This is a genomic window from Enterococcus xiangfangensis, from assembly GCF_005405365.1.
Taxonomy (GTDB): Bacteria; Bacillota; Bacilli; order Lactobacillales; family Enterococcaceae; genus Enterococcus_A; species Enterococcus_A xiangfangensis.
Map to the genome: position 1 here is coordinate 123,743 of NZ_BJDX01000010.1, position 12,216 is coordinate 135,958.

A 12,216-nucleotide genomic window follows, 5' to 3' on the forward strand; every position below is an offset into this window, starting at 1 on the left:
CTTACTTTTTAAAATCTATAGCGGATTGTTGAGGAAAAAATTGGCGATTTCCAAAATCAATGCCACTGTTGTCCCTGGAATCAATGCTATTTTCATGTAATCGACTGCATTGATTCGATTGAAACCCAACCCCCAAGCATTCCAAGAAATCGTAATGTCAAAGTGAGCCATGCCAATCAGCACGCTAGCAAACAATGGATATAAAAAAGTGGTGGGAAAATTTGTTGTCTGACTCACCACTGCAAGTAATGCCGCACCAGAACCAATCAGAGACAACGGGCCTTTGAACCATGTCAATGGCGCCAAGATACCAAATGCGATACACAAAATTAACGGTGATGCTGGAATCCAACCGCCGATGATTTCTTTAAAATAAGGTGCTGCATAAACCGCCGCATCATTGAACATCGCTAGAGTAATCCAAAAAGCGATCAATGCCGACATATCTTTTACCCCTTCAGTAAAGATCCGTGAGATCGTTCGACAGATTTCACGAAAGTTTCCTTTCAAGCCGCCGCAAACTCCTAAACCATATAGACTTGCCAAAATAAAACATAGAATCACCGGCAATTTAAAGACGATCACTCCTACTACTGGTAAAAATGGCGTGATTAGTGAGATGCCTGGCGCTTCTACGACTTCATTTTGTTTGACTGCCGCCCAAGAATACGTAAGGTTTTCCATTTTTAAATAAATCATTGAAGCCACTGAAACCACCGTGATCATCACGACAAAAGCTAAAATTCCGAAGGGAAAATAATCATTGTACGAGTAGGTTTGTCCGCCATTTGAATTTAGAAAAAAAGCCGAGTATTGACCAAAGTTGATCGGATTTAAGAAAATGCCTGCAGCAACTGATCCTGTAAAAGAGAAAAAGCCGACGACTTTCGGGATACCGATCGAAAATAAAATAGGCAAGATGATTACCGCAATAGCAATTACCGAACCGCCGCCAGTCATTGATGTAAAAATGAACCCGCTAATTAAATTCACGATTGCTAAAATCACTGCCGGATTATCTCCGCCTAACTCGACACTTTTTCGAATAATCGTCGCTGCGATACTAGTGTCTAATAAGATTCGGCCAAAAAAAGCCCCCAAGAAAATATTCATGACAGAAGCCCCATATTTCTCTGGTGCTGTTTGATACACTTGGTGCAGCATATCTTGAATCGTCAAGCCGGCAAACGCTGCATTCGGTGATAATAAATTCCCGATGATCGGTAAGACTGTCCAAATCGTCGCCATGATGAAAAAGCCGATCATCAAGTTATGACCCTTGATACAATAAATGACCATTCCCACAAAGGAACCGATCAGCAATAGTCCAATAATACTATCCATAAGGACCTCCTAAATTACCTAGTGTCCATCAATGGACACACAATTTCACCTACAAAAGAAACTTGTCATACAACTTTTCACTATTCATTTGAAATAAAAATAAATAGAAAAAGGCCGAATAATAAATGATCAGTCTAGTTAAATGGCAGTTAATCTTCTGCATTTTTTCATGTAAAAAAATATTATATCCAGCTAAATATGGAAGATGGAGGCGACTAGTTATAGTCGAGCCTCCATTTTTCGCAATTAATCACGCATTTTTTCAAAGGCACTGTAACCAAAAACTTTTTTGTGTTGTCCTAATAAATAGATCATCATGATGGTAGCCAGCAATGCTGCTACTAAAAGCAAGCCCATCATAATATAAATCGCTTGTTTTTCTCCTACCGATTTGGTCATCGTTGAAACAATGAACGGTAAAAAGGTACTGGCAAATCCCATGAATGTATAATAGATCCCGGTATTTCGACCTTTAGGACCTGGACAAAATAATTGGCGCAAGCCTAACCCGGTTTGTAACGCCCCGCCCGATGCAAAGAAACCTAAAGCTGCAATACTTGCGTAAATAACTGCCGGGTGACGGATGATCAATACGATTGCAAGTGCTAATGCGGTAAAGATAGAATCGATCACTAAAACTTTCAATGGGTTCCAACGCAATTTTCCCATCATGAAAGCCCAGAAAACTACGGCGATGATTCCGCCAAATGTATAGATCGAAGTCAAACCAGCTGCTTGGATCTCAGTTAAACCAGCATTACTTAAACCAAATGCTTTGGTATATTGTTGAGCACCATACATGATGAACATACATAAAAAGGCATAAAACATAGTAATGAAATTCACTAAAATATTTGGTTTTACTAACATTTTAGCTTTTGCGGCTTCAATTTCTTGCTTGATTGCATCAGAATTTTTTCCATCCGATTGATCTTTATTTTCTTTCATCATATCGTCATATGCGAATGGAGATCCAACTGCTAAAATCAGACAAGCGACTGATAAAACCAAAGGAACGATCACACTTAATTGTGGTGAACCCATTTCAGTGAAGTTAACGACCATCAATGGATAAACGATGCCTGCTAGTGAAACAAATAACTTGATTCCCAACAAAGCTGATCCAGAATATTTAGGTGCGGCTTCTTGAACTGCTGGATACAATGATGCATCCCAGAAACCTGATGTGGCAACACCTGCCATAAAGGCACAGATGGCTGCAATCACCATGCTTGGACTAAACAATAGTCCGGCAAAACAAATGATGTAAAGGATTGCTCCGCCGATCGCCATTTTTTTTCGGCCGATTTTATCAGAAATCTCGCCACCGATCCAAACGGAAACAAATTTACCAAAACCAGTAGCTGTAATTGCCAAAGAAACGGCTGCCGCACCGGCTGTCGGATCTGTATAACCCCATTTTTCATAAAAATAGGGCATATTTTGACTAAGAATAAGTGCTTGCATGCCATGTGTAAAATAACACAAATATGTCGTCACTAACGACATGATATATTTTTTCGATTTCATCTTTACACTCCTTATAGGAAATTTTCACACGTATTCCGAAGAATACGTGTGAGTTTTTATGGTCTGACTGGTAATTCTTGCTCCGTAAAAATCTTAAATGATGCTTTCCCTTGTCCTAATAACATGCCTTCGCCAGTTACCGTTTTGCAGCCTTTTTCCGTCGCGTCATTGATCAACTGGGTTCTTGGCGGATTGTAAATTGTATCGGCTACAACTAAGTTCTCATGAAAAACACTTAAATCACGAATCGGTGTTTTCGTTGAACCGGTTCCCATTCCGACAGTTGTTCCATTTACCAAGACATCTGCTTCTGCGATCTTTTGTTTCAATAATTCAGCATCAGCTAAGTCATGGATCGCAACCGCTAGTCCCGGATAAAATTTCTTGATTCGCGCAACAGTCTCTTCGCCTTTTGCGAAAAAGTCATCCTTGATATTGAAGATATCGATTGATGCGACTTCCTCGATTGCTAATTGAACTTGGATCGCAGTTGCCGCGCCGCCTGTTCCTAATACCACAAATTTTTTTCCTTTTGTTTCAACGCCATGATTTTTCAAATTATCCGCAAAACCGATCCCATCTGTAATATGACCGATAAGTTTGCCGTCTTTATTTTGGAACGTATTGATCGCGCCGACCATTTCAGCGGCTGGTGATAATTCATCCATGTATTTTGCAGCTTCACCTTTACAAGGCATCGTGACGTTGCCTCCGGGCAAATTGAATGTACGAACAGATTGGAATGCTTTTTCTACTGCATCGAGTTTGACATCGAATGCTAAATAAACTGCATCGATTCCTAATTGTTCAAAGCCATAATTGTACATCGCTGGTGAACCGGAATGTCCCACTGGGCTTCCGATCAATCCATATAATTGTGTTTTACCTGATACGCCTTCTAACATCTTCTTACCTACCTTTTAATCTTCTAATAATTCTGGCCAAGCTTTTTTAATGACATCGATACTAGTGTCATAATTCATTTGAGCAGCTTTTTCATAACCTAAGCTCAAAATCGGATCAGAGATAACTTCAGTTCCAACTACACGTGGTTTGATGCCGTGTTCTTTGATTGCTTTCAAGAAGCCGACTGTATCGCCCCAGCCAGTTCCCGGGCATAGACGATCGTGCATGGATTCATCGCGTAAAATCGGATCTGGATAACGACGTTCTAACACATCGCAGATTTGGATCGACACTACTTTTTCTGCAGGAACATTTTTCAGATCTTCTGCTAATGTTTCAGCCCGTGCCCAATGCCATGTATCTAAGATCAACATGCCGTTGTCACAACCGGCTTCTTTGACGATGTTCCAAGCACTGGCTAAATCAGGAACGCCGCTGTAAGGCATGAATTCTAGTCCGATTATTAATTCTTTTGCTCGCAAACACAATTCTTTGAACGCTTTGATGTGGACTTCTGCTGGATAATTTTCCATCAATCCACAGTTGATATGACCAACACCAAACAGACGCGCCATATGATAAATCGTTTGTTCCTTAAATTGTTGCAACAATGTTTCGGGTGTTTCTTGCGTTTTATTTGGATCAGCCCAAAGTGTGATGTATTCAACTTCGGTCACTTTCATACCGTTTTCTGCCAATATTTCTAACATTCGTTCATCAGAATAACCTTGTTTGATCGCCAGCATGTATGTTTCAGCTCGTAAGCCGATGCCATCAAAGCCCGCTGCTTTAGCAATTTTTACCCGTTCTTCAAAATCAATGTCTACTCCTAAAGTATATGAGCTGATCGTCAATGGTACCTTTGTCATTTGTCTTCCTCCTAAAATCATCACTGATTCCTTAAAGTTATTTATTTCACATGACAGGCTGCAGTCCCACCACTGAAAAAATTTTTTTGATGTGGTTTCGAAACGTTTACTATGAATCGGTTTTCACAATCAAATCTTGCATTCATTTTAACGTGGCATTCTTTAAATTTCTAATTGGTTTTTGTCGAATGACCTATAGGTAAAACATATAAGTTTTGATATACTCATAGAAAAGCGTTATGTACACGCTTCACTTTTGAACAAATACGAACGAACTAGATTATTGCAAGTGGACCTTTAAAGAAGCCTATTCATGAGGAGTCGTGCAGATGAATTTACAACACTTAAAATATTTTGATGTCTTAGCCCGTGAGCAGCATTACACTCGATCCAGTAAATTACTAAACGTGACGCAACCAAGTTTAAGCAACGCCATCGCTTCTCTTGAAGATGAATTGGGCGTGACGTTGTTCGAAAAAAAAGGCCGGAATGTCGTGTTGACCAAACCGGGGATGATTTTTCAAGATTATGTTTCCCGTACTTTAGGTACATTAGATGACGGGATCGAGACGATCACAAAAATCAGCAAAGGCAGCGGGTTTATCAGCTTTGCTTTTTTACCAGTATTAGGAACGACCTTTGTCCCAAAATTAGTCCGAGATTTTCATGATGCTCATTCGGACAAAGAAGTCCTGTTTGATTTTCATACTTCCTCTGGCGTAACAAAAGAAATCGTCGACGGGATCAAAAATATGCATTATGATATCGGAATTGCATCGTATTTGCCTAATGAACCTAGTATCGAATTTTTACCAATCGCTAGTCAAGAATTGGTGGTGATTGCTCCTTTAGATCATCCTTTGGCACAATTTGACGCAATTTATTTGGAACAAACCCAACCTTACGAGCAGATCGGTTTTAGTAAAAACAGCGGGTTGCGCAATGTGATCGATGAAGTATTTCAGAAAAATAATTGTAGCTACACAATCACTTATGAAGTAACGGTGGATCAAGTCATCGCGGGTCTTGTCAGCCAAGGTTTTGGAATTGCAGTCGTTCCGAACATGTATATTTTAAAACATTTGCCGTTGAAAACGATCCATTTGAAAAATGTGATCCAAGATCGCTCCTTTTATTTAATTACGAATAAAGAAGCATACCTCACTCCTGCAGTTATCAATTTCAAGGAATATGTCTTAGCCCATTCAGATCCTAAAGAAATCGTTTATTGATAGCGTAAATTTAACACTCTCGAAGTGAAATGATTGTTTCCTTATGTATTCTGTGCTACTATTTTTTTCGAGGTCTAACCTCAAAAAAAACAGAGTAGAAAATAAAGCGTTAAGTGCTGGAGGGATGGGATGTTGTCCTCTGGACGAAAGACTTAGTCTGCGGTTTTGTTTTCGCATTCGCTGCATGAAGATGTAGCAGCTCGATAAGGAGATGCTAGAAATGAAGAAACACCTCGATGCTAGAAGCATCACAACGATGGCGCTTTTGATCGCCATGATGGTCACTTTGTCTCGTCTATTAGGGATTGAGACACAATTTCTTAAAGTCAGTTTTGCCTTTATCCCAGAAATTATTATGGGCATGCTGTTCGGTCCGCTATGGACAGGGATTGGCGCAGTGATCGCTGATTTTATTGGAATGTCGCTTTTTGCGAAAGCACCATTTTTTATCGGTTTTACAATTAATGCCTTTCTTGAAGGAGCGATTTACGGCTACTTTTTCTACAAGAAAGAAATTACTTGGAAAAACTCGATTCAATCTGTGTTAGTCTCAACAATCTTGATCAATCTGATCCTAACACCGCTTTGGCTGGCAATGATGTACCATGTTCCATTGAACAGCTGGGTGATCTGGGCACCGCGCTTGATTAAAACAGTGATTTGGATTCCAATCCAAACAGCCATCACCTACTTCTTAGGCGGTGTGTTGCCTTATAAACAATGGATCGCACGTTTTAACCGCGCATAGTTTACGAAAATATTATGTTTAGATAGATGTAGTTATTTCTTTCACACTATGAATTCCTTTAGAGACTGTCTTATCCCATAGGCAGTCTCTTTTTTGTATTATTTTTCTCAAGCATAATAATCGCTATTCGTTATAGAAAGCGCTATGCTGTGGAAAATCTGAGATGAAAGCTGGGAGAAAAATGAAAAATTCTGATGTATTGATCGTTCCTAAAGACCGCTCACTTTACTTTTTCCCTGCCCTATCGGAAATCAGTGTTTGTTCAGGGAAAGAGTTATTTGCAGCAAGTAATGAATATTTGCGCCGCTACTTGAAAAATTTTCAATTGATCATTTTTTTAGATTACGGTTTTGAACCGGAGTTGGCTACAAAGATTCGGCCTTTCACCAAAGCAAAGATCATTCTGTTTTTCTGGAATCATTTCAAGTCGGAACACTATCAAAAGCTGACAGCTAGTCAAAAAGAACCCGCGATCGACGAGATCTATCATTTTGACCCACTAGAAGCACGCGATTTAAACTTAAAACACAATAGCTCCTTTTACACCCACGCAGTTGGTGACGTATTGGATCACACGGACTACGATATTTTCTTCGGTGCCAATGACAACGGTCGTAAACGGCAAGCCTTGGAATTAAAAGAACGCTTCGAGTCGCTAGGGCTGTCTACGTTTTATCATATTTTGCCGAAACGTGGGAACGAACAAGCCGGTTACTTGCCGTATGATGAGTACCTGAAATTGGTCAAACGCAGCAAAGGAATCTTAGAAATTTTACGGGCTGGACAATACGGTGTAACCCTGCGCACCTTTGAATCGCTTTTCTTACAAAAAAAATTAGTCACAACGAATAAGATGCTCCCCTTTTATCGACTTTATGATCCAAACAATGTCTTTATGATTGGACCAGATCTTAGTCAATTGCCGGCTTTTCTGACTACCCCTTATCGACCAACTGATCAAACGATGCTTGATTTTTTTGAAGTGAGCAATTGGGTCAAACGCTTCGTCAATCATCAACCTGAACTTTTTGAAACATTCGAATATTATCCTGAGCTGATGGACCAAAAAAGCGCGCTATAAAAACTGACCACTTCGCGTACACAAGACTTCAATCATTTTTCCTTATTATGAAAAAAGAGGCAGCGATAAAAATCGCAGCCTCTTACTTTTTATTTATTTGCACGTTTTTGGTACGTACCTTCTTGCGTATTGATTTCCAGCATTTCGCCTTCTTCAATAAAGTCAGGAACGTTCACGACTAACCCAGTTTCCATTGTAGCAGGCTTGCCTGAACCCGTAACTGTCGCACCTTTGATCGATGGTTGTGTTTCAACGACTTTCAAGATAACTGAAGTCGGTAATGTCACACCGATCACTTCGTCGCCGAAGAATTGAATTTTTACTTCCATGTTTTCAAGAATGTATTTCATTTCTTCTTCAACTGTTGAAACAGGGATCTCGTATTGTTCATAAGTTTCTAGATCCATAAAAATAGCCACATCATCTTGGCTGTATAAATATTGAACCGGTTTTGTTTCGATCATCGCTTTTTCAAATTTTTCTTCTGGACGGAAAGTTGTGTCATACGTTGAACCAGAACGAACATCGCGTAATTTCATACGCATAACGGTATTTCCTTTACCAGGTTTGTGGTGGCTGGCATCTAAAACTTTGATCAATTTTCCGTCTTGAACAAAAGTCATACCAGCACGTAAATCGCTTGCTGCTATCATTGATAAGCACTCCTCTACTATATAAGCTGAACCTTATTCATTGTAGCAAATAACTTTTATAGTTACTAGGGAAAAGTCGTTATCTGCTTGGAAAAAAACATCGAATCCTCTTTATTTTGCTTCTTGGATCCGGAAAAATCTTAATTTAGGCAATTGATTCAACGTCAACTCCAAAGAAGGTCCCATTAAAAGCAAAACGATCAATGTGCCCAATCCGATATGACCGCCAAGTACAAAACCAGTTAAAAAGATGAGTGCATCCAAAACGATCCTGGCTATTTTTACTGAACACTTCAATAATCTTTTTAATAGGATCATCAAAGATTCGTAGGCAGCCGAACCGGCATCGGCTAAGAGATAGATTCCTGTGCCAATACCAAAAACGATGGAGCCTGCAATAATTGAAAAATAACCTGTACCGCTAGGAATCGTCTGTAAGATACCGAGCCAATCTAAAATATTTAAACAAAAGCCTAACCCAAAACTATTGATCAGACTGCCAAAGCCGATCATTTTACGATCATAAAAGAAGATGATGACTAAAATAATGCCGTTGAACAACATACTGACCGTGCCGAATTTTAATGGAACGTGTTGCAAAATACCTAAAACTAATGTACTGATCGCGTCCGCCCCTAATCCGCTGACAACGATCAGACGAACGCCGACTGCGGCGATAAATGTTCCAAGGATCGTAAAAAATAATTGCTTTGCTACATTTGGTTTGATAATTTTATTCCTCTCTTTCATAAAAAAATAGTTTAGCATGAACCCTTCAAGCTGAATACCACTCGTTCTGATCCAGACAAGAAACCGGCAAAAAATTAGACACCAAACAAGTTTTTTGTTTGATGCCTAATATGTCTCTATTAGTTCCAGACTTTCTTCAAACGTCCTTTGTAAGAATTGAAACGTTCTACCAAAGGGACAGCTGCTTCTACGATTGCGCAATATTTATCCACTAGCGTTACGATGTAGCCTTCCTTATATTTGGGAGGAGTGATTGTAGCGCCCCACATATGCTTCACAATAATATCACGTTCAAGCTCTGACAATTCAGTAATCTTTTCGGCATTTTTCACAGCGATCCGCGGGTGCATGTACGCGTGCGAACCTTCATCGAATTTTGTCGTCCGCCAGTCATAGTAAAACAGATCATGCAATAATCCCGCACGAGCAGTCGCTCTTACGTCCCCATGAAATTGTTTTGCCAATTTGTAGCTTGTATAAGAAACACTGATTGAGTGTTCTAAACGTGTAGAATTTATATGTTGGGTATAATTTGCTAATTTTTGAACTTCTTCGGTAGCTAATAGATCTTCAATATAAGAAACGTATTCCTCATCATCACGCCAGTTTTCTGTCATGGATATAAAGCCCCTTTTCTTGTTGCTGCCACTAATTATAGCACGGCTTGAAAAGCTTGAGTAGGCTTCCACAAATCTGAAAATAAAGTTTAATAGTTCCTTAATATCGATTAACAAATTGTGAAGAATTATTTAAGTAAATGGAACATCAGCACACCGGCTGCAATCGCGACATTCAAAGATTCCGCTTGTCCTTTGATCGTGATATAAAGATTTTGATCTGTCAGTGCCAATAATTCTGGAGACATTCCTTGCCCTTCATTTCCCATTACTAACGCAAAATTTTCCATTTTAGCTGCTGTCAGATATTCTTTAGCTTCTTGGTCTAGCGCAGTACCAAAGACCGGACTGCCGGCGTGTTGAAATTGCGGAATAATTTCTGCAAGATCTTGATTGCTGATTTTTAAATGATACAGACTGCCTTGCGTACTGCGCAATGTTTTCGGGTTGTATAGATCCGCGCTGCCTTGCCCCAAGATTACTCCAGAAAATCCTGCTGCATCGGCTGTTCGGATCATCGTTCCGACATTACCAGGATCTTGTACATTATCTAACAATAACCAAGCACCGGAAAAATTTAACGTCTCTTTTTGCGGCATCTCTGCCACAGCGATCATCCCTTGCGGTGCCGGCTGACTAGCCAAACTCTTTAATACTTCATCAGAAACTAAATAATACTCTGCTAAATTTTCTTCAATCCAAGCAGACCACTCATTTAATCCGCGTTGACTGATAAATACTTCCTTTAAAACTACCCCGGCTGCTTGTGCTTCCTGGATCAAATGAAATCCTTCTAATAAATAGCTCTGAGTTTGCTGACGGTATTTCTTTTGTTGTAATTTTTTAGTTTCTTTGATCAATGTATTTTTACTTGATTGAATTTCTTTCATGCTGGACTCCTTATTTTTATTATCTATTATAATAGAACCACTCATTTCTTCTGGTTCTTTCTAGCAGAAAAACAGCCGATCTCGTCTGTCATTATAGCACGTGAATTCTTGTAACAACTAGTAAAACTCGGTATCATAGAGTATAAGTAAAAAATAAACAGGAGGTTTTCTTATGAAGATGCATCTCAATGTTACTGGACGAGTACAAGGCGTTGGTTTTCGTTATACCACTTATCAATTAGCCCTAGAAATTGGACTAACCGGTACAGTAAAAAATGAAGCTGACGGCAGTGTGACTATCGAAGCCGTTGGAACAAATGAACAGATTGAACAATTCATCACTAGACTTGAAAAACCGCAGAATCCTTTCGCCAAAGTCAAACACATCGAACAATTTGAAGACCCCGCGATCAAAGATTTCGATCAATTCAATGTCGTCTATTAAAAATCTGACAAGGTTCGCCGATTTTCTCGAATTTAATTGAAAAGGCTTGTGTTATCTAGTATAGTATTTTCTGTATAAATTTTTATTAGCAGAGGAAGAAATAAATGACAAAATTTAAAAATTGGCTTTTAGGCTCTGGACTTTTGGGTGTTCTTTTAATCCTTTCAGGCTGTGTACGATCGGATAAAAACGGCAACCCAGATACTTCAGGTCTTGTGTATCGTGCACTGGTCGTTCCGCTGGAGAATTTTTTGAATTGGATGGTTCAGAATTTCAACTGGTCTTATGGCTTAGCGATCATTGTGTTGACGATCATTGTTCGCTTGATCATCTTACCATTAGGGATCAACCAATCAAAAAAATCATTGATCCAATCTGAAAAAATGCAATCGATCAAACCGCAAATCGATGCGGCTCAAGCAAAAGTAAAACAAGCAACGACAAAAGAAGAACAGATGGCTGCACAAAGCGAGATGCAAGCCGTCTACAAAGAAAACAACGTCAGCATGATGGGCGGTATGGGCTGTTTGCCTTTACTGATTCAAATGCCGATCTTCTCAGCGTTGTATTACACCGCTCGTTTTTCTGAAGGGATCCAACATTCCTCTTTCATCGGGATCGATTTGGCAAAGCCAAGTTATCTTCTAGTTGTTGTTGTCGGGATCGCCTACTTATTACAAGGCTACATCTCACTGATTGGTGTGCCTGAAGAACAGAAGAAAACAATGCGCAGTATGATGATTGCTTCACCATTGATGATCGTCTTCATGTCATTCACATCCCCTGCAGGAGTTGCTCTGTACTGGGTAGTCGGTGGGGTCTTCAGCTGTCTTCAAACCTTTATCACAAATGTTTTGATGCGTCCTCGCATCAAAGCAAAAATTCAAGAAGACTTGAAAAAAAATCCACCAAAACAAGTGGTGACCAAACCAATCAAACCGGCTGAACCAATCAAACCAAAACAAGTCAGCCAACCAAAAAATACCGGTAAAACTACTAACAACGGCCGCAATGCTGGTAAACAGCAACGTAAATAATCATTGAAAAAATACAAAAAAGCTAAGCTGATGGAACGGAACTGACCTAAAATACTGAGACAGTAATAAAAAAGCATTTATTAGGCTGCTAATTTCCGATATTCTATCGGTGAT

General features: G+C 39.5%; 13 protein-coding genes and 1 riboswitch. Of the genes, 5 read left to right on the top strand and 8 right to left on the bottom strand.

From position 1 onward, the window contains the following. Positions 1-15 precede the first annotated feature (15 nt). The 4 genes from FFM68_RS11370 to FFM68_RS11385 form a co-directional block, all read right to left on the bottom strand. Positions 16-1,344: a citrate transporter gene (locus tag FFM68_RS11370; protein ID WP_137619427.1), complete on the bottom strand. Its 1,329-nt coding sequence runs from the start codon at positions 1,342-1,344 to the stop codon at positions 16-18. Between the two features lie 246 nt (positions 1,345-1,590). Continuing rightward, complete coding sequence (locus tag FFM68_RS11375) at positions 1,591-2,874, bottom strand: MFS transporter (RefSeq protein ID WP_137619428.1); 1,284 nt, start codon at positions 2,872-2,874, stop codon at positions 1,591-1,593. 56 nt (positions 2,875-2,930) lie between these two features. Continuing rightward, positions 2,931-3,779, bottom strand: a complete 849-nt coding sequence (locus tag FFM68_RS11380; RefSeq protein WP_137619429.1) for a shikimate dehydrogenase — start codon at positions 3,777-3,779, stop codon at positions 2,931-2,933. Positions 3,780-3,794: 15 nt separating this feature from the next. Continuing rightward, positions 3,795-4,649 carry a sugar phosphate isomerase/epimerase family protein gene (locus tag FFM68_RS11385; protein WP_137619430.1) on the bottom strand — a complete coding sequence of 285 codons (855 nt, stop codon included), beginning with the start codon at positions 4,647-4,649 and terminating at the stop codon, positions 3,795-3,797. Between the two features lie 329 nt (positions 4,650-4,978). Between FFM68_RS11385 and FFM68_RS11390 the strand changes: the two genes are divergently transcribed. The 3 genes from FFM68_RS11390 to FFM68_RS11400 all read left to right on the top strand — a co-directional run bounded on the left by FFM68_RS11390 (position 4,979) and on the right by FFM68_RS11400 (position 7,710). After that, entirely contained in the window at positions 4,979-5,881 is a 903-nt protein-coding gene (locus tag FFM68_RS11390; protein WP_137619431.1) for a LysR family transcriptional regulator, read from the top strand. Positions 5,882-5,969: 88 nt separating this feature from the next. Then, positions 5,970-6,066: riboswitch (THF riboswitch) on the top strand. A gap of 35 nt (positions 6,067-6,101) precedes the next feature. Next, on the top strand, positions 6,102-6,629 hold the full coding sequence (locus FFM68_RS11395; protein ID WP_137619432.1) for a folate family ECF transporter S component: 528 nt from the start codon (positions 6,102-6,104) through the stop codon (positions 6,627-6,629). Positions 6,630-6,810: 181 nt separating this feature from the next. Further along, positions 6,811-7,710 carry a WaaS/CpsH family glycosyltransferase gene (locus FFM68_RS11400; RefSeq protein ID WP_137619433.1) on the top strand — a complete coding sequence of 300 codons (900 nt, stop codon included), beginning with the start codon at positions 6,811-6,813 and terminating at the stop codon, positions 7,708-7,710. Positions 7,711-7,799: 89 nt separating this feature from the next. Here the strand turns inward: FFM68_RS11400 and efp are convergent, their stop codons facing one another. From efp to FFM68_RS11420, 4 genes are all read right to left on the bottom strand, one after another. After that, the gene (efp, locus tag FFM68_RS11405) at positions 7,800-8,363 is read right to left on the bottom strand and encodes an elongation factor P (RefSeq protein WP_137619434.1); all 564 of its coding nucleotides are present in this window, start codon (positions 8,361-8,363) and stop codon (positions 7,800-7,802) included. A 111-nt stretch (positions 8,364-8,474) separates the two neighbouring features. Then, on the bottom strand, positions 8,475-9,131 hold the full coding sequence (locus tag FFM68_RS11410) for a YczE/YyaS/YitT family protein (RefSeq protein ID WP_239585157.1): 657 nt from the start codon (positions 9,129-9,131) through the stop codon (positions 8,475-8,477). A 101-nt stretch (positions 9,132-9,232) separates the two neighbouring features. Further along, the gene (locus FFM68_RS11415; RefSeq protein WP_137619436.1) at positions 9,233-9,730 is read right to left on the bottom strand and encodes an HD domain-containing protein; all 498 of its coding nucleotides are present in this window, start codon (positions 9,728-9,730) and stop codon (positions 9,233-9,235) included. A 128-nt stretch (positions 9,731-9,858) separates the two neighbouring features. Then, positions 9,859-10,620 carry a TrmH family RNA methyltransferase gene (locus tag FFM68_RS11420; protein WP_137619437.1) on the bottom strand — a complete coding sequence of 254 codons (762 nt, stop codon included), beginning with the start codon at positions 10,618-10,620 and terminating at the stop codon, positions 9,859-9,861. Positions 10,621-10,792: 172 nt separating this feature from the next. Here FFM68_RS11420 and FFM68_RS11425 point away from each other — a divergent pair, with 172 nt between their 5' ends. Together FFM68_RS11425 and yidC are read left to right on the top strand one after the other, a co-directional pair. Continuing rightward, on the top strand, positions 10,793-11,065 hold the full coding sequence (locus tag FFM68_RS11425; RefSeq protein ID WP_137619438.1) for an acylphosphatase: 273 nt from the start codon (positions 10,793-10,795) through the stop codon (positions 11,063-11,065). A 104-nt stretch (positions 11,066-11,169) separates the two neighbouring features. Further along, complete coding sequence (gene yidC, locus FFM68_RS11430; protein ID WP_137619439.1) at positions 11,170-12,102, top strand: membrane protein insertase YidC; 933 nt, start codon at positions 11,170-11,172, stop codon at positions 12,100-12,102. Positions 12,103-12,216: the final 114 nt, after the last annotated feature.

Coding starts and splice junctions, on each gene's coding strand:
- FFM68_RS11370 (WP_137619427.1), bottom strand. CDS start 1,344: ATGGATAGTATTATTGGACTATTGCTGATCGGTTCCTTTGTGGGAATG.
- FFM68_RS11375 (WP_137619428.1), bottom strand. CDS start 2,874: ATGAAATCGAAAAAATATATCATGTCGTTAGTGACGACATATTTGTGT.
- FFM68_RS11380 (WP_137619429.1), bottom strand. CDS start 3,779: ATGTTAGAAGGCGTATCAGGTAAAACACAATTATATGGATTGATCGGA.
- FFM68_RS11385 (WP_137619430.1), bottom strand. CDS start 4,649: ATGACAAAGGTACCATTGACGATCAGCTCATATACTTTAGGAGTAGAC.
- FFM68_RS11390 (WP_137619431.1), top strand. CDS start 4,979: ATGAATTTACAACACTTAAAATATTTTGATGTCTTAGCCCGTGAGCAG.
- FFM68_RS11395 (WP_137619432.1), top strand. CDS start 6,102: ATGAAGAAACACCTCGATGCTAGAAGCATCACAACGATGGCGCTTTTG.
- FFM68_RS11400 (WP_137619433.1), top strand. CDS start 6,811: ATGAAAAATTCTGATGTATTGATCGTTCCTAAAGACCGCTCACTTTAC.
- efp (WP_137619434.1), bottom strand. CDS start 8,363: ATGATAGCAGCAAGCGATTTACGTGCTGGTATGACTTTTGTTCAAGAC.
- FFM68_RS11410 (WP_239585157.1), bottom strand. CDS start 9,131: ATGCTAAACTATTTTTTTATGAAAGAGAGGAATAAAATTATCAAACCA.
- FFM68_RS11415 (WP_137619436.1), bottom strand. CDS start 9,730: ATGACAGAAAACTGGCGTGATGATGAGGAATACGTTTCTTATATTGAA.
- FFM68_RS11420 (WP_137619437.1), bottom strand. CDS start 10,620: ATGAAAGAAATTCAATCAAGTAAAAATACATTGATCAAAGAAACTAAA.
- FFM68_RS11425 (WP_137619438.1), top strand. CDS start 10,793: ATGAAGATGCATCTCAATGTTACTGGACGAGTACAAGGCGTTGGTTTT.
- yidC (WP_137619439.1), top strand. CDS start 11,170: ATGACAAAATTTAAAAATTGGCTTTTAGGCTCTGGACTTTTGGGTGTT.